Annotated in this window: 15 protein-coding genes; 8 read left to right on the top strand and 7 right to left on the bottom strand. The window is 64.1% G+C overall.

Annotated elements, in window-relative coordinates; genetic code table 11:
- Positions 1 to 107: 107 nt before the first annotated feature.
- From ASC81_RS12730 to ASC81_RS12715, 4 genes are all read left to right on the top strand, one after another.
- Positions 108 to 2,693 (top strand): site-specific DNA-methyltransferase, encoded by a 2,586-nt coding sequence (locus ASC81_RS12730; protein WP_235533647.1) that lies wholly within the window; start codon positions 108 to 110, stop codon positions 2,691 to 2,693.
- Complete coding sequence (locus ASC81_RS12725) at positions 2,690 to 3,508, top strand: hypothetical protein (RefSeq protein ID WP_056267375.1); 819 nt, start codon at positions 2,690 to 2,692, stop codon at positions 3,506 to 3,508. The genes ASC81_RS12730 and ASC81_RS12725 overlap by 4 nt, the downstream gene beginning before the upstream one ends.
- Complete coding sequence (locus ASC81_RS12720; RefSeq protein WP_056267371.1) at positions 3,505 to 6,672, top strand: BPTD_3080 family restriction endonuclease; 3,168 nt, start codon at positions 3,505 to 3,507, stop codon at positions 6,670 to 6,672. The genes ASC81_RS12725 and ASC81_RS12720 overlap by 4 nt, the downstream gene beginning before the upstream one ends.
- 139 nt (positions 6,673 to 6,811) lie before the next feature.
- Complete coding sequence (locus ASC81_RS12715; RefSeq protein WP_156392046.1) at positions 6,812 to 7,198, top strand: hypothetical protein; 387 nt, start codon at positions 6,812 to 6,814, stop codon at positions 7,196 to 7,198.
- A 29-nt stretch (positions 7,199 to 7,227) separates the two neighbouring features.
- Here the strand turns inward: ASC81_RS12715 and ASC81_RS12710 are convergent, their stop codons facing one another.
- The 6 genes from ASC81_RS12710 to rpmH all read right to left on the bottom strand — a co-directional run bounded on the left by ASC81_RS12710 (position 7,228) and on the right by rpmH (position 12,895).
- Positions 7,228 to 8,433: a site-specific integrase gene (locus ASC81_RS12710; RefSeq protein WP_255354419.1), complete on the bottom strand. Its 1,206-nt coding sequence runs from the start codon at positions 8,431 to 8,433 to the stop codon at positions 7,228 to 7,230.
- 191 nt (positions 8,434 to 8,624) lie between these two features.
- Positions 8,625 to 10,001 (bottom strand): tRNA uridine-5-carboxymethylaminomethyl(34) synthesis GTPase MnmE, encoded by a 1,377-nt coding sequence (gene mnmE / locus ASC81_RS12705; protein WP_056267364.1) that lies wholly within the window; start codon positions 9,999 to 10,001, stop codon positions 8,625 to 8,627.
- Between the two features lie 197 nt (positions 10,002 to 10,198).
- Entirely contained in the window at positions 10,199 to 11,914 is a 1,716-nt protein-coding gene (gene yidC / locus ASC81_RS12700) for a membrane protein insertase YidC (protein WP_056267362.1), read from the bottom strand.
- Positions 11,907 to 12,233: a membrane protein insertion efficiency factor YidD gene (yidD, locus tag ASC81_RS12695; protein WP_056267360.1), complete on the bottom strand. Its 327-nt coding sequence runs from the start codon at positions 12,231 to 12,233 to the stop codon at positions 11,907 to 11,909. Before yidD ends, yidC begins: the two co-directional genes overlap by 8 nt.
- Entirely contained in the window at positions 12,230 to 12,709 is a 480-nt protein-coding gene (locus ASC81_RS12690) for a ribonuclease P protein component (RefSeq protein ID WP_082536471.1), read from the bottom strand. Before ASC81_RS12690 ends, yidD begins: the two co-directional genes overlap by 4 nt.
- A gap of 51 nt (positions 12,710 to 12,760) precedes the next feature.
- Positions 12,761 to 12,895, bottom strand: coding sequence for a 50S ribosomal protein L34 (rpmH, locus tag ASC81_RS12685; RefSeq protein WP_054021782.1), 135 nt, complete (start codon positions 12,893 to 12,895; stop codon positions 12,761 to 12,763).
- 344 nt (positions 12,896 to 13,239) lie between these two features.
- Here rpmH and dnaA point away from each other — a divergent pair, with 344 nt between their 5' ends.
- From dnaA to ASC81_RS12665, 4 genes are all read left to right on the top strand, one after another.
- Complete coding sequence (dnaA, locus tag ASC81_RS12680; protein ID WP_056267357.1) at positions 13,240 to 14,694, top strand: chromosomal replication initiator protein DnaA; 1,455 nt, start codon at positions 13,240 to 13,242, stop codon at positions 14,692 to 14,694.
- 149 nt (positions 14,695 to 14,843) lie between these two features.
- Entirely contained in the window at positions 14,844 to 15,965 is a 1,122-nt protein-coding gene (dnaN, locus tag ASC81_RS12675) for a DNA polymerase III subunit beta (protein WP_056267355.1), read from the top strand.
- A gap of 95 nt (positions 15,966 to 16,060) precedes the next feature.
- Positions 16,061 to 18,610 carry a DNA topoisomerase (ATP-hydrolyzing) subunit B gene (gyrB, locus tag ASC81_RS12670; RefSeq protein WP_082536470.1) on the top strand — a complete coding sequence of 850 codons (2,550 nt, stop codon included), beginning with the start codon at positions 16,061 to 16,063 and terminating at the stop codon, positions 18,608 to 18,610.
- Between the two features lie 12 nt (positions 18,611 to 18,622).
- The gene (locus ASC81_RS12665; RefSeq protein ID WP_156392044.1) at positions 18,623 to 19,351 is read left to right on the top strand and encodes a hypothetical protein; all 729 of its coding nucleotides are present in this window, start codon (positions 18,623 to 18,625) and stop codon (positions 19,349 to 19,351) included.
- A 16-nt stretch (positions 19,352 to 19,367) separates the two neighbouring features.
- Here the strand turns inward: ASC81_RS12665 and fic are convergent, their stop codons facing one another.
- Complete coding sequence (gene fic / locus ASC81_RS12660; RefSeq protein ID WP_056267349.1) at positions 19,368 to 20,462, bottom strand: protein adenylyltransferase Fic; 1,095 nt, start codon at positions 20,460 to 20,462, stop codon at positions 19,368 to 19,370.
- Between the last annotated feature and the right edge of the window lie 92 nt (positions 20,463 to 20,554).

Below are 20,554 nucleotides of genomic sequence, written 5' to 3'. Positions count from 1 at the left end.
GCAACCGCAAGCCTGCCAAGACCTACCGCTACGACAGCAGCCTGGACCCCGCCCTGAGCTGGGACGAAAGCCGCGACCGCGAACTGGCCGAATGGCTCATCGGCTTGGTGCAGCGCTGCGCGACCGAAGGCGAGGCGGCCGTATTCGCGCAGCCCGAGGCTTGGGCTGGCGGTGGCGTGCAAGTGCAGTCGCTTAAGGCGGCAGCCGACCTGCTGCAGCACTTGAGCCAGCCCTTCCTCAACTGGGCCGGCAAGGCCGAGCGCCACCAGCTCAGCGTGCCCACCGTGCCGCTGTTCGTGCATGAGCGCCATTCCACCAAGGCGATCCTGGACGGCATCAGCCACCGCAAGGCCAAGGGCACCACGCTGGACCTGTTCGGCGACGGGGGCCTGGACGTGACCGACAAGCTCGACGCCTACGAACATAGAGGCCCCTGGCAGAACCGCATGGTGCTGGGCGACAGCCTGCAGGTGATGAACTCATTGCTGGAGTTCGAGGGCCTGGGTGGCCAGGTGCAGATGATCTACATGGACCCGCCCTATGGCGTGAAGTTCGGCTCGAACTTCCAGCCCTTCGTGCGCAAGCGCGACGTGAAGCCCAACGCCGACGAGGATATGACTCGCGAGCCTGAGATGGTCAAAGCCTACCGGGACACCTGGGAGCTGGGCCTGCATTCCTATCTGACCTATCTGCGTGACCGGTTGATGGTGGCAAAGGAGTTGCTGCACGAGAGCGGGAGCGTGTTCGTACAGATCTCGGATGAAAACCTGCATCACGTCCGCGAAGTGATGGATGAGGTCTTTGGCAGTGCAAATTCAATGGGCGTCATCGTCTTCTCGAAGACGACTAGTGCTTCTGGGTCGGGCTTGGCCTCGGTTTGTGACTATCTTCTTTGGTACGGTAAGGACTCGGCGCGTACCAAGTACCGCGACTTGTACCTACGTCGGGACGGCGAGGGCTGGGTGAACTATGACTATCTCAAGACCGGCCAAGGTGAGTTTCGGCGCATGTCAGGTGACGAACGTAGAGACTGGTCCCTTTTGCCAGAAGGCAGCACTGTCTATAGGCGTGACAACCTGACAAGCCAGCGTCCCGCACAGGATGGTGATGTCCGTCAATACGAATACGAAGGCAAGTCTTACACGCCAGGGAAGGGAACCTTCAAGACTGACAAGAAGGGGCTTGACAGACTTGCAAAGGCAAAACGCTTAGAGGCCTACGGTGCGACGCTTTCTTATCGGCGCTTCGTAACTGACTTCCCTTTTCTCCCACTCAGCAACTTGTGGGATGACACGCTGACCGGCGGATATGCCGAGACTCGCTACTACGTCGTTCAAACGACCACAAAGACGATCCAGCGCTGCATGCTCATGTGCACCGACCCGGGTGATCTAGTTCTTGACCCCACCTGTGGCAGCGGCACTACCGCCTATGTCGCCGAACAATGGGGCCGCCGCTGGATCACTTGCGACACCAGCCGCGTGCCGCTGGCGCTGGCCCGGCAACGGCTGCTGACCGCAACCTTTCCGTACTACGAGTTGAAGAACCCGCAGGCCGGCCCGCAGGGCGGGTTTGTCTACAAGCGGCGGCAGAACCGCAAGGGCGAGGAGGTGGGCGGGCTGGTGCCGCACATTACGCTGAAGTCCATTGCCAACGACGAGCCGCCGGCCACCGAGGTGCTGGTGGACCGGCCCGAGATCAACAACACCGTCACCCGGGTGGCCGGCCCCTTTGTGGTGGAGGCCACCATTGCCCCGGCGCAGTCGCTGGATGAGCCGGTGGGTGCGAGTGAGCCCGCCGAGGCCCTGGCCGCGCAGTCCCTGGACGCCGCGCTGGCCGAGTCGGATGCCGCCAATGGTGCGCTGCCGCGCGGTGTGGCCGAGACCGCAGCCCGCTACAACGACCCCGCCACCCACATCGAGCGCATGACTCAGGTGCTGCGCCAAAGCCGCACGCTGCGCCTGCCGGGCAACCGCGAGCTGGCGCTGGAGGGCATCCGCCGCGCTGACAGCGATGTGCTGCACGCCGAAGGGGTGGACGCCGAAGGCCAGCGCATCGGCATCGTCTTCGGCCCCGAGGATGGAGCCATCGGCTCGGAGCTGGTCTACGAGGCGGCGCGCGAGGCGCATTACCTGAAGTTTGCGCACCTGTACTTCTTCGGCTTCGCCATCCAGGCCAAGGCCCGCGAGCTACTTGAAGACCGCAACAAGCTGCGCATTCCCTGCACCTATGTGACGGTGACGCCCGACGTGGCGATGAGCGACCTGCTCAAGACCAGCCGCGCAAGCCAGATCTTTAGCGTCACCGGTTTGCCAGACGCAGTGCCGCGCAAGACAAAGCTGAAGAACGACGACGGCGCGGCACTCTACGAGGTGGAACTGCGCGGGCTGGACATCTTCAACCCTGCCACGATGGAGCAGGAGGCTATTGAGGGCCAGAACCTGCCTTGCTGGATGCTGGACACCGACTACGACGGCATGTGCTTCTACGCCACGCAGGTGTTCTTTCCCAAGACCGCCGCTTGGGACAACCTGCAGAAAAGCCTGAAAGCCGAGTTTGACCCCTCAGTGTGGGAACACCTGGCCGGCACCGTCAGCGAGCCCTTCCCTGTCGGGCCGAGGCGGCGCGTGGCGGTGAAGGTCATCGACGAGCGGGGGAATGAGCTGGTGCGTGTCTTGGAGGTGGGGACGTGACGGTAAAGAAGCCCGGTTTCGCAGAGCGCGTCTTCGAGTTCGCGTTTAACGCTGAGTACTGCGCCGCTCACAAAGCGGTGTTGGCCGCCTGTCCGTACCTGCCCTCCCAGCAACAGGAAAAGCGTTTGGGCTATGACGTTGAGATCCAGACTCTCGTGGCGGGAGGAGCGGTGTCGTCCCTATTCCTCCAGCACAAAGTGGCCCGGCATGTTGATTCACGCACAGGGTCGAACGCCAAGTTCTATGACGCGGTTGGTGGACCGTACTTCAAGTTCGAGCTGGATATCGAGCAGTACAACCTCATTCACAAAGCGGTTCAAGGGGGGAAGCAGAACTTCTTCTACTGCGCCCCCGCGTTCACGACGCGCGCCGAAGTGGACCAACACTTTGCGACAGGCTCTGTCGTGGACAACTCCGTTTGGATCGACGTATTGAACGCAGGTGCCATTACAGACGCACGCTCCCACTCCATCGTTTACAACCTTGACGCGTCGCAAGTCCACAGGTTCTCAGACCAACCCGTGCGCGCAACCGGCGGCGCTCCTTCCGAATGGAGGCTGGATACCGGCCGCATTGAGAAATTTGATCGGGATGCCGTAGTTGAGATTTACAACGACCTTCTTGAGGATCTGAATGAGTGGTGGCCACATCGGCAAAAGCTGCGGAGGAAGTCGGAAGCAAGCGAATCGCAACTGATGCCCGACCATCTTCCGAAAGTTCGAGAAGTCCCTGACCTAGCGCAGGCTGTGGAGGCCGTTCAAGAGCTTGCGGTTGACTATTTCGGGGTGTCTTGGTTGATCGGAGCGATTGAATGAGCCAGATCAACGCAGTTGAAGCGCCGATCATCAACCTGCCCTACGTCGAGCCGGCTTTCCACTGGCACATCGAGGCAGCGAAGCAGCCCGAGAAGCGACCGGGCCGCCGGCAAGCCTCCTACTTCTTCCGCGTGCCTGAGCGCGCCGCCCGAGGTGCCAAGGGCAAGGTGCAAAAGGCGTTGTTCGATGACGCGTCCAAGGGCCAGGAATACCTGCTGGACCTAGCCAACCTGATCCGCCTGCGGATCAAGGAATGGCGGGCGCGTGAGTACGCAGGCGCCACTAAGGTCACGCGCGAGCTGCTGGCGCTATGGCACGACCCCGAGCGCTCGCAGAGGCTGTTCTTTGCCCAGCTCGAAGCAGTCGAGTCCGTGCTGTTCCTGGTGGAAGGGCCGGATGACCTGAAGCAGGGCGTGGTGGTGCCCTCGGACGAGCCGGGAGAGGACGCCAAGGCCGCCGGCTACAAGGCGTTCGTGCGCTATGCGCTGAAGATGGCCACCGGCAGCGGCAAGACCACGGTGATGGGCATGCTGGCTGCGTGGTCCATCCTGAACAAGGTCAACGACGCGCAGGCCGCCGCGTATTCGGACACCGTGCTGATCGTCTGCCCTAACGTCACCATCCGCGACCGGCTGCGCGAGCTGGACCCGAACCAAGACGAACTGAGCCTGTACCGCACCCGCCAGCTCGTGCCCCTGCACCGCATGCCCGAGCTGCGGCGCGGCGAGGTGTTCATCACCAACTGGCACAACCTGGAGCGGCGCGAGCTGGGCGACGTGAGCGGCTCATCAGCGCGCGTGGTGCGCCGAGGCACACCGGTGGAGAAGCTGCGCACCATCAAGCTGGGCGGGCGCGACGACCTGAGCGAGGCCGACATCCGGCACCAGGCCTTGACCGGCGCCTTCGACATCGTGCGCGAGCTGCGCGACAAGAAGGAGGTGCTAACTGGCTTCGAGGTCAAGGAGACCCGCTACTACGAGAGCGATGCCGCCTTTCTGCGCCGCGTGCTGGGCAACCGCAAGGGGCGCAGTTCGGCCATCCTGGTGATGAACGACGAGGCGCACCATGCCTACCGGCGCGGCAAGCTGGATGCGGATGACACCTACGCCATCGACGAGGAAACAGCCGAGGTCGATGCCCGTGAGGCCACCGTGTGGATCGAGGGCCTTGACCGCATCAACAAGGCCTTGGGCGGGCGCGCCAACCGGGGCAATGGCATCCGGCTGTGCGTGGACCTGTCGGCCACGCCCTTCTTCATCCAGGGCAGCGGCAACGAGGTGGGCAAGCCCTTCCCCTGGGTGGTGTCGGACTTCAGCCTGTTGGAGGCCATCGAGGCCGGGTTGGTGAAGATCCCGCAACTACCCACGCAAGACGGCGGCGGCACCGCGACGCCGGCTTACTTCAATGTCTGGCGCTGGGTGCAAGAGATTGCCGAGAAGGACGGACTTGGCAAAGGGCTGACGCCGGAGCTGCTGATGCGCTACGCCACCCAGCCCATCGTGCAGATGGCCGACGAGTGGCGCAAGACAGCGGCCGACTGGCAGATGCAGTTCGCCGCCGGCCACCGCAAGAGCGACGTGCCGCCCGTCTTCATCATCGTGTGCCGCGACACGGCGCTGGCCAAGGAGATGCATGACTGGCTGGCCCATGGCAAGAGCGAGTATGGGGCCGCGCCCGAGTACTTTCGCAACGCACCGGGCCGTGAGTGGACGGTGCGCGTGGACAGCAAGGTGGCCGAGGACATCGCCGAGGGCGGCGGCAAGAACGACGAGGCGCGGCGGCTGCGCTTCGTGCTGGAAACCATCGGCAAGACAGCCTGGCACGGCAACCAGGTGCCCGAGGAGTACACCGACCTGGTGAACCGCCACAACCACCGCGCGCTGGACGACGACAACGGCTTGGTGACGCTGGACGCGAGCGTGCCCCCGGGGCGCGATGTGCGCTGCATCATCAGCGTCGCCATGCTGTCTGAAGGCTGGGACGCCACCACGGTGACGCATGTGGTGGGTCTGCGGCCGTTCGGTTCGCAACTGCTGTGTGAGCAGGTGGTGGGCCGGGCGCTGCGCCGCACGTCCTACGCGGTGGACGAGGCCACCGGCTTCTTCCGCGAGGAAACCGCCAAGGTCTTTGGCGTGCCCTTCGAGCTGATCCCGTTCAAGGTGGAAGGCGGCGCGCAGCAGCCCCCGTCGCCACCCGCCAACCAGATCTATGCGGTGCCGGCCAAGTCGGGTTACGAGATTCGCTTCCCGGTCGTGGAGGGTTACACCGACCCTGGCATCACTCGGCTGGCCATCGACTGGGCCACAGTGCCGAAGCTAAAGCTGGACCCGATGACGGTGCCCGACACAGTGCTGATGAAAGGCCTGGCAGGTGCCGACGGCGCCCTGGCAGCGTATGGCCCCGGCGCCGTGGACGTGATGACGCTGGATGCCTGGCGCGCCGGGGTGCGCGTGCAGCAGGTGGCGTTCACGCTGGCCAAGGTGCTGTCGCAGCAATGGGTGCAGGTGCGCGGCGACACCATCCCGATGCACCGAGTCTTTCCGCAAATGCTGGGCTACACGCAGCGATTCCTGGCCACGAAGCTGGACTGCATGGGCAATCGCGCGGCGCAAGACGTGGCGCTGAATCCGTACTTCCAGAAGGCTGTGGCGCTGCTCTTTGATGCCTTGCACCCTGTGGATGCCAGCGGCGCAGCGATGGAACGGCCCCTGATCGCGCCAGGCCCGGCGGGCGAGCGCTCCACCCGTTTTGTCGAGTTCGCCACCGGCCGCCAACCCTGGGCCGCACACAAGTGCCACCTGAACGCCATCGTGGCCGACACCAAGACCTGGGAGCAGGCGGCAGCCACAGCGCTGGACGCGCATCCGGCGGTGCGTTCATGGGTGAAGAACGACCACCTCGGGTTTGTCGTGCCCTACCGCAAGGACGGGCTGCGCAAGCGCTACCTGCCGGACTTCATCGTGGAGCTGGCGAGCGGCGAACGGCTGATTGTCGAGATCAAGGGCCAGCCGGGTGATGCCGAGATCAAGGCAGCAGCGGCGCAGCGGTGGTGCCGGGCAGTGAACAACGATGGGCGGTTTGGGCGGTGGAGCTATCACCTGGTGATGCAGCCGGCGAATTTGAGCAAGCTGCTGGATCAGGTTGCAATGGCGGTTGCTGCATGAACGAGTCGCCACTTTGCGCTCAGCCGCCAAGATTTACGGTGAACCTATGAGTGACACATTACCCGTGACTACTGGCGCTGACGTAGAAGAACCAATATCGCCACCGCCACCGCCACCTCGACTTGACGGACCAATCCACTTGCGCACAGGCGGCTTTTGGCCGCGTTTGCATGATGTCGGCAAGCCGGTGACGCTGAAGGATGCTGCTGACAACCTCAAGAACTATGGCATTGCGGCAGCATCGTACGCGGCGGGGGTCACGCTCTTAAGCAAGGCCGGCATGACGGCATTTGCAGGCGGACTACTTACTGCCATCGCGTGTGCTTTCTTCGTCATTACTCTCGCTCAGTCGTGGGTTATTGCTCAGAAGCAAGCCCAAGCGTTTGTGCCGTTCACCGTCAACGATCGGATCCGCAATGGTCTGAAATCAGCGGCCAAGGTGTTGTTCTACGTCCTGGTGCCTACGACATTAGCGTTCATCACGATAACCAGTGCCATTTGGTTTGCGGGACATCAACCGCCTTAACGGCATTGCTTGGAGTACGGTAACTTGCTTCAAGCGACCTGCTTGAACCTCCCCAGGATTAGCTGCCCGCTCATCATCAACTGCTCGGTGTAGTCGGACCAGAACTGCAGCATTTCGCGCCGCTGCGATTCGTACTCTGCACGGTTGTAGACGCCACGCACCCCGCCGATGGTGTGGTTCAAAGCCTTTTCCACCACGTCGGAAGGCCAGCCGTTTTCATGCAGCAGCGTGGAAGCGGTGCGGCGCAGGTCGTGGATGGTGAACGCAGGTATGTCCTGCCCCTGCAGCGCCATCTTCAAAGCGTTGTTGATCGCATTCTGGGCAAACGGCTTGGTCAGGCTGCCCCGCCCGGGCAGTACCAGCTCGCTGCCGCCAGCCAGGGCCTGGAGTTCCTTGAACATCGCCACCGCCTGCCGCGAGAGAAAGACGATGTGCGGCTTGCCCGTCTTGGAGTGCTCGGCGGGAATGTGCCACTCGGCCTGCTCGAAATCCACGTCGGACCAGCGCGCCAGCAGCAGCTCGGACTTGCGCACCATCGTCAGGAGGATGAGGTGCAGCCCAATCTTGAACTGGCGCCGGATGTTGGACTCGAACGCAGCCTTCAGGAACTTGCGGATCTCGTCCGGCGCCAGCGCGCGGTCGCGTGACTTGGCCTTGTGGACATGGCGCATGGGCAGTGCCAGCACCGGGTTCACCGTCGCCAGCCCGGCGGTCATCGCATAGTCGAACAGCCGCTTCAGCACGCCCCGGATGTTGCCGGCTGCAGCGTCGAAGCCCTCGTCCTTCTTCTTCCAGATGATGGCCCGCACGTCCTCGGTCGTCACGTCACGCACCGGTTTGCTGCCGATCGCCGGCACGATGGCCTTGTCGAAGTAGCGGCGCGGAATGGTCAGGTCGCGCCGGTCCTTAGCCACGATCTCACTGAAGAAGCGCTCACCAAACTCCGCCACGGTGGTGGCGTCGGCGGCAGCCACCTTGGCGAGCTGCTTCTGTTTGGCCGGCGACTGGTCCATTGCCGCCGCTTGCGCCGCCTCGTCGCGCTTGATGCGCGCGTTCTTGAGTGTCAGCGCCGGGTACTTTCCCAGAGTCAGCTTTTCGCGCTTGCCCCCAATGCGGTAGCGGTAGCGCCAGACGATGCTGCCGGTGGGCAGCACCTCCACATACAGCCCCCGCTCATCCGCCACGGTGTAAGCCGCGTCCTTGGGTTTGAGTGCCTTCAGGGCGGTGTCTGTCAGGGCTATCGCTGCCTCGCTGGGCCCATGGAATTTTGATTTCTGGGTCCAGATCGCTCCATGGACCCAACCGTGGACCCAGTAGCTATCGGCTGCCGTTGGGTCCAGGTGGACATTGTAGGAAGACAATTCCTTTGCAGATCAACGGTTTACGAGCGATCTTTAGATTCCGATGGATCGTCTAGGAAGCGGTGTCATTTGCCGATGCAAAAGCTGCTGAAGATGACGCCCAGCAGTTCGTCAGCCGAGAACGCGCCGGTGATCTCGCCCAGCGCGTCGTGCGCCAGGCGCAGCTCCTCGGCCAGCAGATCCAGCGCCGCGTCGCGCTGAGCGGCGACCTCTCGTGCAAGCATCAAATGCTCAGCCGTGCGGGCCAATGCCTGTACATGCCGCTCGCGGGCGATGAAGAGGCCTTCCGGCACAGCCTGCCAGCCGGCCGTTAGCAGCAGGCGCTGGCGCAGTGATTCCAGGCCGTCGCCAGTCTTCAAGCTCAGCGCGATTTCGCCTTCGGGTGCTGTGGCGAGGTCGGCCTTGTTGAAGACCTGCACGATGCGGCTTGCGTCCACGCCGGCCAGCCGCGCGCGGATGCGCTCGTCCTCGGCCTCGTAGTCCGCCTGGCCGACTCGGCCCAGGTCATGCAGGAAGAGCACCACGTCCGCATCGGCGATGGCATCCCAGCTGCGTGATACGCCGATGCGCTCGACCTCATCGGCCGTCGCGTCGCGCAGGCCGGCGGTGTCGGTGATGTGCAGGGGCACGCCTTCGATCTGGATGGTCTGGCTGACCTTGTCGCGCGTCGTGCCGGGGATGGGGGTGACGATGGCGAGTTCTGCGCCTGCGAGCGCGTTCAGCAGCGAGCTTTTTCCCACATTGGGCTGGCCGGCGAGCACGACCTTGAGCCCGTCGCGCAGCAGCGCGCCCTGGCGCGTGCGGGCCTGCACGGCGCCCAGTTGCGCCGTCAGGCGGTCTAGCCGGCCAAAGGCGTCGGCCTTCTCGAGGAAGTCGATTTCTTCTTCGGGAAAGTCCAACGTGGCCTCGACCAGCATGCGCAGCTGGATCAGCTGATCGCGCAGCACGCCGACCTCGTGCGACAGCGCGCCACCGAGTGCGCGGCTGGCGCTGCGCGCCGCAGCTTCGGTGCTGGCGTCGATGAGGTCGGCCACCGCCTCGGCCTGGGCCAGGTCGAGCTTGCCGTTCAGGAAGGCGCGCTGGGTGAACTCGCCGGGTTCTGCAAGCCTGACGCCGGGGCCGGCCTGGATGACCCGCGCCAGCAGCAACTGCATGACGACGGCGCCCCCGTGGGCCTGGAGCTCCAGCACATGTTCGCCGGTATAGGAGTGCGGCGCCGGGAAATGCAGCGCCAGGCCCTGGTCGATTGATCCGCCGTTCGCGTCACGGAACGGCAGGTAGGTGGCCTCACGCGGTTTGAGCGTGCGGCCGCAGACGGCTTCGATGATCGGTGCCAGGTCCTGCGGTGACGACACGCGCACGATGCCGACGGCGCCGCGCCCCGGCGCGGTGGCGATGGCGGCGATGGGGTCGCTGTGTCCAGTCAGTGAGCGGGCAAGCATGACGCGATTGTCGCGGCCCCAAAAGCAACAGCCGCTCGGTGAGCGGCTGTTGCGGGCATTGGCGCGGGGGAGGCCAGTTTCGGTCGCTCTCGTGAGCCCCGTCCAGGCCGGTGTTCTCTGCCCCGCGAAGCCATTGAACTGCTAACTGCAGGCAGAAAGTAGCCCCCGGCTGCGGGGGCTGTGCAGATTCACGTGACTCAGTTCACGCCCATCTGTTTGTTGATCATCCACTGCTGTGCGATCGACAGGATGTTGTTCGTCAGCCAGTACAGCACCAAGCCGGCCGGGAAGACAAAGAACATGACGCCGAAGGCCACGGGCATGATCCACATCATCTTCTGCTGCATGGGGTCGGCTGCCGGCGGGTTGAGCCAGACCTGGAACAGGCTGGTCGCCATCATCAGCAGCGGCAGGATGAAGTAGGGGTCGCGCACGGACAGGTCGGTGATCCACAGAATCCACGGCGCCTGGCGCATCTCGACGGTGGACAGCAGCACCCAGTACAGCGCCATGAAGATGGGCATCTGCGCAAAGATGGGCAGGCAGCCGCCGATCGGGTTGACCTTCTCCTCGCGGTAGATCTTCATCATCTCCTGCTGCATTTCCTGCGGCTTGTCCTTGTAGCGCTCCTTGAGCTCGGCGACGCGCGGCGCGACGGCCTTCATCTTGGCCATGGACTTGTAGGCGCTGGCGTTGAGCCAGTACAGCGCAATCTTCAGCAGCACGACCAGGGCGACGATGGTCCAGCCCCAGTTGCCGATGAAGCCGTGCAGCTTGTCGAGCAGCCAGAACAGTGGCTCGGCCAGGATCGTCAGCACGCCGTAGTCCTTGACGCGCTCGAGACCCGGGGCCAGCTTGGCGAGGTTGTTCTCCTCCTGTGGGCCTGCAAACAGCGTGGCCTGTTGCGTCGTGCTGGCGCCTGGCGCCAAGGTGGGCAGCGTGAACACCATGCCGGTGGCATAGGTGTCCCCGCGCACGCCGGCCTGGCCGGGCAGCTTGCGCACGAAGAACTCGCGGCTGACCTGCTCGTTGACCAGCCAGGCGCTGGCGAAGTAGTGCTGGATCATCGAGACCCAGCCGTCGGTCGCCTGCTTCTCGATGTCGACCTTGTTCTTGTCGATGTCCTCGAAGGTGACGGTCTGGAACTTGGCCTTGTCGCTGTAGACCGCCGGACCGGTGAAGCTCGGCGTGAACGCCGCGCCACCGGTGACGGTGCTTCCGTCGCGCACCAGTTGCAGATAGACCTGCGGCGTGACCGCCGCGGCACCGGCGTTGATGATCTCGTGGGTGACGCCGATCGTGTAGGCGCCGCGCTTGAAGGTATAGGTCTTGACCAGCTTGACGCCACCGACCTCGGGCGACTCCAGGCGCAGCTTGACTTCGTCGCTGCCGGCTTCCAGCTCGCGCGGGCCTTCCACGGCCGTCATCGGCGTGTTGTGCGTCGGCAGCGGTGCCGGGCCGCCCACCAGACCGGTCTGGGCGCGGTACTGCTGGCCGGCGTTGAACAGGACGACCGGCTGCGGCTTGAACTCGGGCTTCTTCTGCAAGCCGACCATCTGCAGCAGCTGGTCGGTGACGTCCGGGTCATAGGACGTCAGGTATTTGGGCAGTTCGGCGCGGACGATGTCGCCTCCCAGCGTGTCGACCGTGACGGTCAGCACGTCGGTGCGTACCGTGATCTTCTCGGAAGGCGCTGCCGCAGCAGGCGCGGGGACGGCACCGGTTGCCTGTGCAGCGCCGGCAATCGCGGACGGCACGCCGCCGGATGCGGGCGAGGCCGGTGCTGTCGACGCTGCCCGCGGCGCGGGGCTGAACATCGAGGGTTGTCCGTTGTGCTTCTGCCAGCCGTCCCAGAGCAGGACGAGGGACATGGTGAACACCACCCACAGCACGGTGCGGCGAATATCAGTCATTGGGAGACTCGGACGAGGAAGAGGACGCGCAGGTGCGCGCCAGGGAGGGAGAAATGAGGCGCGAAAACAGCCGCGGCGCATTGTCAAGCACGCGGTCAGGCACGGGGTCGTGCCCGCCGGCGCACCACGGAGCGCAGCGCAGGATGCGGTGCACGGTCAGGTAGCTGCCGGCCAGCGCGCCGTGTTTTTCAAGGGCGGCGAGCGAATAGCGCGAACAGGTCGGCTCGAAGCGGCAGGCGCTGCCCAGCCAGGGGCTGAGCATGAGGCGGTAGCCGCGCACGACGGCCATCAGCGCGCGGGCGGGCCAGCTCGGCGTCATGCCGGCGCTCCGGCTTTCGGTGCAGCCGGGGCCAGGGCGCGATCAAGCAACTGGGCCAGTTCAGCGCGTGCGGCCTGGCGCAGCGCATCGGATGCGGCGCTCGGGAACTTCTGGCGATCAAACGGCGAGCGCAAGCGGACGACCCACAAACCCGGCGGCATGCCGGGACGCTCGGCAAATGCGGCGCGGATCTGGCGCTTCAAGAGTGCCCGCGTCACCGACCGCTTGGCGTGCCGTTTGGGCACGACGATGCCCACCCAGCAGTCGCGGGGCGGGCTTGGTTCCACAACATTGTGGGCAGCTTGTTCGTCGCCTGTTGATAACTCGGCCTGGGCTGTGCGTAACTTTGCAGCTGCCCAGGCGCTGGGCGCCGGGTGGGCCGAGAGATGGTGCAAGGCGAAGTGGACGCTGCGAGAGCGGCTCGGGCGGGCGAGAACCCGCTCGAAATCCACCGGGCGTTGGATGCGACCGATCATCGGGAGCCCGGATGCGGGCGACGCGGGAGCGCCGCCTTGTGCGACAAGACCTTAGACGGCCAGGCGCTTGCGGCCCTTGGCGCGGCGAGCGGCGATCACGGCGCGGCCACCGCGCGTCTTCATGCGCACGAGGAAGCCATGGGTGCGGGCGCGGCGGGTCTTGGAGGCTTGGTAGGTACGCTTCATGGGGAACCCCTTTTGAGGCTTTTGAGGGCTTGTTCGGTCCGGGCACAGCGGTTGGCACCCGGGCAGGAAATGCCCGAAGCAGGTCGGGCAAGAAAAGCGCACGGCGATAAATCGCAGTGGGCGAAAACCCGGCATTACAGCAGAAGCGGCAACACCGGTCAATAAGTCGCCAGTCTCAAGCCGGGTTTGCCAGGGATTGACCCTCGTCCGAATTCTGTGGATAACCCGTCCTTCGTCGGCCTCGGTTCCGTACAATCCGGCCGCTCGAAAAGAAGTTTTCCACAATGAGCCAAGAAGAACAGAGGGTGGATGGGGTGCAGGTTTTGAAGGCGGGCGAACAGAGCATGGGTTCGGCGGATTGGGCAACGGAGCTGTGGCGTCGCGGGTGCGAGCGCCTGGCCACCGAGCTGCCCGAGCAGCAGTTCAACACCTGGATCCGCCCGCTGCCGCCGGCCACGCTGGAAGGCGTTGGCGCCCCTGAAACCGCCCTGGTCGCAACGCTGAAGGTGCCCAACCACTTCAAGCGCGATTGGATCCGCCGCCAGTACGCGGCCCGCATCGAAGCCATCCTGACCGAACTCGCCGGCCGCCCGACGCGGCTTGAGCTGTCGCTGACGGCGCGCGAGCCGTCGGGCGCGCCCATCGCCATGCCCGCGTCCAGCGTGAACGCCGCGCCAGCGCAGCAGACATCGGCGCAGCCGGATGCCGGCGCCGGTCCGCGGCCCACCGCCACCACGGCCAGCACGATGATGCTGCCGTCGCAGGCGCCTGCCTCGGCCAAGCACCGCATCAACCCGCTGTTGACCTTCGACACGCTGGTGCCCGGCCGCGCCAACCAGATGGCCCGCACCGCCGCATTGCATGTGGCCGGCGCGCCGGGCATCACCTACAACCCGCTGTTCATCTACGGCGGCGTCGGCCTGGGCAAGACCCACCTGATCCACGCCGTCGGCAATGCGCTGCTGAAGGACCGGCCCGACGCCCGCGTGCTCTATCTGCACGCCGAGCAGTTCATCTCCGACGTCGTCAAGAACTACCAGCGCAAGACCTTCGACGAGCTCAAGGCCAAGTACCACTCGCTGGACCTGCTGCTGATCGACGATGTGCAGTTCTTCGCTGGCAAGGACCGCACGCAGGAGGAGTTCTTCAACGCCTTCGAGGCGCTGCTGGCCAAGAAGGCGCACATCATCATGACGTCGGACACCTACCCCAAGGGGCTGGTGGACATCGACGAGCGGCTCACCTCACGCTTCGACGCCGGCCTGACGGTGGCCATCGAGCCGCCCGAGCTGGAGATGCGCGTGGCCATCCTGATCAAGAAGGCCGAGGCCGAGGGCACGCCCATGCCCGAGGACGTCGCCTTCTTCGTCGCCAAGAACGTGCGCGCCAACGTGCGGGAGCTCGAGGGCGCGCTGCGCAAAGTGCTGGCCTATGCCAAGTTCTCGCACAAGGAAATCAGCATCACGCTGGCCCGCGAGGCGCTCAAGGACCTGCTGTCCATCCAGAATCGCCAGATCGGTGTGGAGAACATCCAGAAGACCGTGGCTGACTTCTACAAGATCAAGGTCGCCGACATGTACTCCAAGAAGCGCCCGGCCAGCATCGCCCGGCCGCGCCAGATTGCGATGTACCTGGCCAAGGAGCTGACGCAGAAGAGCCTGCCCGAGATTGGCGAGCTCTTCGGCGGCCGGGACCACACGACCGTGCTGCACGCGGTGCGCAAGATCGGCGGCGAGCGCCAGAAGAACACCGAGCTGAACCAGCAGCTGCACGTGCTTGAGCAGACCTTGAAGGGCTGAACCAAAGGTCGGCTACGGGTTGACCCGTAGCCTTCGCCAAGCCCCGGCAGCCTGGCCGCGCACCCTTTCCGGGCGACAATCGCAGCTTCACGCGCGCGCGCGTTTTTGGGCTTGGCCCCAGCTGAAATCTCTCCCCCCAAGAGGCCCTCATGATCGTTTTGAAAGCTCCCCAGGATCAGGTGCTCGGCGCGCTGCAAGCAGTGGCCGGCATCGTTGAGCGGCGTCACACGCTGCCCATCCTGGCCAATGTGTTGATCCGCAAGACCGGCAACCAGGTGGAGCTGACGACGAGCGACCTCGAGATCCAGGTACGCACCACGGTGCAGTTTGATGGCGATGCGGGCAACCTGTCCACCACCGTCGGCGCGCGCAAGCTCATCGACATCCTGCGCTCCATGCCGAGCGACCAGGTCGTCAGTCTGACGAGCAACGCCAACAAGATGACGCTGCAGGGCGGCAAGAGTCGCTTCACGCTGCAGACCCTGCCGTCCGACGACTTCCCGCTGGTGCAGGAAGCCGCCGACTTCGGCCCTGCCTTCAGCGTGCCGCAAAAGGCGCTCAAGGGCCTGATCAACCAGGTCCACTTCGCGATGGCGGTGCATGACATCCGCTACTACCTCAACGGCATCCTGTTCGTCGCCGAAGGCAAGAACCTGACGCTGGTGGCCACCGACGGCCACCGCCTGGCGCTGGCCCAGGCCGAGCTGGACACCGACATCCCCAAGCAGGAAGTCATCCTGCCGCGCAAGACCGTGCTGGAGCTGCAGCGACTGCTCAAGGACGGCAAGGACGTCGACGAGAACACCCTCATCGAGATGCGCTTCGCTGGCAACCAGGCCAAGTTCTCGTTCAGCGGCATGGAGTTCGTCACCAAGCTCGTCGAGGGCAAGTTCCCCGACTACAACCGCGTCATTCCCAAGAACCACAAGTTCCGCCTGACGCTGGGCCGCGCGCCGCTGCTGTCCAGCCTGCAGCGCGCCGCCATCCTGACCAGCGAGAAGTTCAAGGCCGTGCGCCTGAGTTTCGAGCCGGGCCTGCTGTCCATCGCGTCCAGCAACGCCGAGCAGGAAGAGGCCAAGGAAGAGATCGAGATCGACTACGCCGGCGACAAGATCGAGACCGGCTTCAACGTCACCTACCTGATGGATGCCCTGGCCAACATGAGCCAGGACATGGTCTGTATCGACCTCAACGACAGCGCCAGCAGCGCGCTGCTGACCATCCCCGACACCACCGGCTTCAAGTACGTCGTGATGCCGATGCGGATCTGAGTCAGAACTGACTTGGACACACAGCGGGCCTCGGCCCGCTTCAGTGCTTTTAAAGGGTGATGAGTTTGTCGCCCGCGAGTGAGAGAGAGTTCCCGATGAGTGATGTTTCCAGCAGTGCCGAACACCCCGATGGCCTGAACGCCAACCAGCAGGCCGCCGCTGCGGCCGAGGCCAAGTCGGGCGCGGTCTACGACGCCAGCTCCATCCAGATCCTCGAAGGCCTGGAGGCCGTGCGCAAGCGCCCGGGCATGTACATCGGCGACACGTCCGACGGCACCGGCCTGCACCACCTCGTCTTCGAGGTGGTCGACAACTCCATCGATGAGGCCCTGGCCGGCCATTGCGACGACATCGTCGTCACCATCCATACCGACAACTCCATCTCCGTCATCGACAACGGCCGCGGCATCCCGACCGGCGTCAAGATGGACGACAAGCACGAGCCCAAGCGCTCCGCCGCCGAGATCGCGCTGACCGAGCTGCACGCCGGCGGCAAGTTCAACCAGAACTCGTACAAGGTCTCCGGCGGCCTGCACGGGGTGGGCGTGAGCTGCGTGAACGGCCTGTCCAAGTTCCTGCGCCTGACCGTGCGCCAGAACGGCAAGGTCCACTTCATGGAGTTCGCCCAGGGCATCCCTCAGGACCGCGAGATCGTCCTGGTCAACGGTGTCGAGACCAGCCCGATGAAGATCACCGGCGAGACGGACAAGCGCGGCACGGAAGTGCACTTCCTGCCCGACACCGAGATCTTCAAAGAGAACAACGACTACCACTACGACATCCTCGCCAAGCGCCTGCGCGAGCTCTCGTTCCTGAACAACGGCGTCAAGATCCGCCTGGTCGACGAGCGCAACAACAAGGAAGACAACTTCGCCTATGCCGGCGGCGTCAAGGGCTTCGTCGAGTTCATCAACAAGGGCAAGACGACCCTGCACCCGAACATCTTCCACGCCATCGGCGACAAGATGAGCGACCAGCAGACCAACATCGGCGTCGAAGTCGCCATGCAGTGGAACGACGGCTTCAACGAGAACGTCCTCTGCTTCACCAACAACATCCCGCAGCGCGACGGCGGCACTCACCTCACCGGTCTGCGCGCCGCGATGACCCGCGTCATCAACAAGTACATTGAGGACAACGAGCTGGCCAAGAAGGCCAAGGTCGAGGTCGCCGGTGACGACATGCGCGAAGGCCTGGCCTGCGTCGTCAGCGTCAAGGTGCCCGAGCCCAAGTTCAGCTCGCAGACCAAGGACAAGCTGGTCAGCTCGGAAGTGCGCGGCCCGGTGGAAGACATCGTCTCGCGCCTGCTGACCGACTACCTGCTCGAGAACCCCACCGACGCCAAGATCATCTGCGGCAAGATCCTCGACGCTGCCCGCGCCCGTGAGGCCGCCCGCAAGGCCCGCGAGATGACACGACGCAAGGGCGTGCTCGACGGCCTGGGCCTGCCCGGCAAGCTGGCCGACTGCCAGGAAAAAGACCCGGCGATGTGCGAGATCTACATCGTCGAGGGCGACTCCGCCGGCGGCTCCGCCAAGCAGGGCCGCGACCGGAAGTTCCAGGCCATCCTGCCGCTGCGCGGCAAGATCCTGAACGTCGAAAAGGCCCGCTACGAGAAGCTGCTGACCAGCAATGAAATCATCACGCTGATCACTGCTTTAGGCACGGGCATCGGCCGCGGCGCCGGCAGCGACGACTTCAACCCCGACAAGCTCCGCTACCACCGCATCATCATCATGACCGACGCGGACGTGGACGGCGCCCACATCCGCACGCTGCTGCTGACCTTCTTCTATCGCCAGATGCCCGAGCTCTGCGAGCGCGGCCACATCTACATCGCCCAGCCGCCGCTCTACAAGGTCAAGGTCGGCAAGCACGAGCAATACCTCAAGGACGCGCCCGAGCTCGACAGCTTCCTGCTCAAGGTTGCGCTCCAGGATGCGTCGCTGGATACCGGCACCGGCAACACGCTCAAGGGCGACACGCTCGATGCGCTCGCCCGCAAGTACGTCGCCGCGCAAGCCGTCATCACCCGGCTTTCCAATTGGATGGACATCGAGGCCCTGCACGTGCTGGCCAACGGCTTGGCGCTGGACCTCGACACGCCTGAAGCCGCCGAGACCAGCGCGGCCAGCCTCAAGGGCCTGCTGCACGACGCGCTCGTGACGGTCGAGACCGACCCGCGCACCGACAAGCTGTTCCTGAAGATCGCCCGCACCCACCACGGCAACGTGCGCGCCAGCGTCATCTCCGCCGACTTCGTGCACGGCGCTGATTACGCCGTGCTGGCCGACGCGGGCCTGAGCTTCCAGGGCCTGATCCAGCCCGGTGCCATCGTGCGCAAGGGCGAGGGCGAGAAGGCCAAGGAAAGCAAGGTCGAGGACTTCCGCGCTGCCATGGCCTGGCTCATGGGCCAGGCCGAAGGCGCCGTCGGCCGCCAGCGCTACAAGGGCCTGGGCGAGATGAACCCCGGCCAGCTGTGGGAAACGACGATGGATCCCAACGTGCGCCGCCTGCTGCGTGTGCAGATCGACGACGCCATCGAGGCGGACAAGGTCTTCACGATGCTGATGGGCGACGAGGTGGAGCCACGACGGGACTTCATTGAGACGAATGCGTTGAGGGCGGGGAACATCGACGTTTGACGGGCTCTGGCAATGGATGGCGACGCATCGGAGCCAGTAGATGGGCAGGCCTCGGGCTCTGACGTCAGAGCTGTCTTTGAACAGCTGGCCATTTGTGTTCCCTTCGACATTGAAGGCACTCGAGGCCCCCAGTCCAAAGTATTGAATCGAATTGCCACTCGTGCGAATTTGATTGGCCTGCCCCTGCTCGCCTGTGTTGCCATCTTTGCTTGGCTTAGGTACGGCATTGGCTCAGTCGGGCCTAGCTTGGACTGGCTTCTCTGGTTCTTCGGTCTAGGCGTCATGCCGCTAGTGGCCGTCGTGAGCTTGTTTTGCACCGTCGCGGCCGAAGTTCTCCACTTTCGTGAGATGCAACAACGGCAGGGACAGAACTGGGCGAGTGAATACGAAAACGACGCCTCGTACGCGGATTCACTCGCAAAGTTCTCGATAGACGTATTGCGATCAGCCGACGCGTGGTTCGAGCAGAAGATCAAGCGCATTGAGCGGCGCCAAACGCGATTTTTCGGTGGCCATGACAAGCTCGCGCTGCTGACCTTGATCGCGGCGGGGTGGGCGTCGTGGAAAGAGATCCGGGGCCTGCTTCAGGGAGGCGAACCGCCTTGGTTTTTACTCGGGCTGGCGCTTCTGGGCGGCATCCTGCTGGGAGGCCTGACGCTTTCGAGTCAGTGGGAGCGGATGGGCTACCTGCGTGATTTGCTGGCTATGGCAATCAAGCGCAAAGAGGCTGCGGCGGAGTAACAACCGACGACGCTGCTCAGTCCTGCTTCAGCAAGTCAACGAACGCCGGATTCACAAAGATCTTCTCGCGACCTACTTTGTGCTCGCGCAAGATGCCGATGTCGGCCAATTGCTTCAGATAAACACTGGCTGTCTGGCGCTTTGCCAGGCCGGCATTCGTCACATGCGCGATGCGGCAATACGGTCGTTCGAAGACGAGTTCGGCCAGCTCACGCGAGTAGACCTGCGGTGCCTCCTGCCGCATGCGTTCAGTCGTCACGTCCAACAGCTTGCGCACGGCGTGGATCTTGTTCATCGTCCAGCGGGCCGTGTCGGACACACCTTGCAGCATGTACAGCAACCAGGGTTCCCATGCGCCATCCTGGGTGACGGACTGCAGGCCGCGGTAGTACTCGGCGCGGTTACGGAGAATGTGCCGGCTCAGGTAAAGCACAGGGATGTCTAGCAATTCCTGCTCTACCAAATACAGCAAGTTGATGACTCGGCCCGTGCGGCCGTTGCCATCGGTGAATGGGTGGATGGCCTCGAACTGATAGTGCGCTACCGCCATGCGCACCAGCGGATCAATCTCTTCGCTACCGGGCAGCGCACCGTGCATCCACCGCTCCCAGTTGGCCAGCTTCTCGCGCAACAGAGCTTCACCCTCGGGCGGCGTGTAGATGACTTCAAGAGTCTGGGCGTTGCTGAGCGTGGTGCCTGGCGTGCGGCGCACGTCCATGTCCACGCCCTTGATCGCGCGGCAGATCTGTACCGCAGTGTTGGTGGACAGCGGACGCTCCTTGAGGGCCTGAAAGCCCTCCCACAAAGCCGTGCGGTAGCGCAACGCCTCCTTGGTGGCTGGGTCGGCGTTACCTTCACTCACGCCATCGAACAGGAACATCTGATCGGTCGTCGTCACGATGTTCTCGATCTCGCTGCTCGCCTGAGCCTCGAGTAGCGGAATGGTGTTGATCAGCACACCCTGGTTGGGAATGAGGCGTCCAACGGCTTTCAGCTCTGCGACGACGGCACGCGCGGAAATGCAGGCTTTCAAGACGGCCCTTGACTCCAGCTCCACCGCTGGCGGCAAGGCCGGCAGATCGTTGTGTGGCCGAGTGGGATCGAAAGGCATGTGTTGATCTTTAGATTGGAAATCGACCTATTAGGCGGATATGTCTAGCTGATCGACATGATGCCATTACATGTCGATTTATCTTTGGTAAA

Source organism: Pelomonas sp. Root405 (assembly GCF_001425165.1).
In the GTDB taxonomy this organism is placed as follows: Bacteria; Pseudomonadota; Gammaproteobacteria; order Burkholderiales; family Burkholderiaceae_C; genus Pelomonas.
The sequence above is the reverse complement of the archived record's forward strand: the minus strand, read 5'-3'. Positions and strand labels throughout refer to the sequence as shown.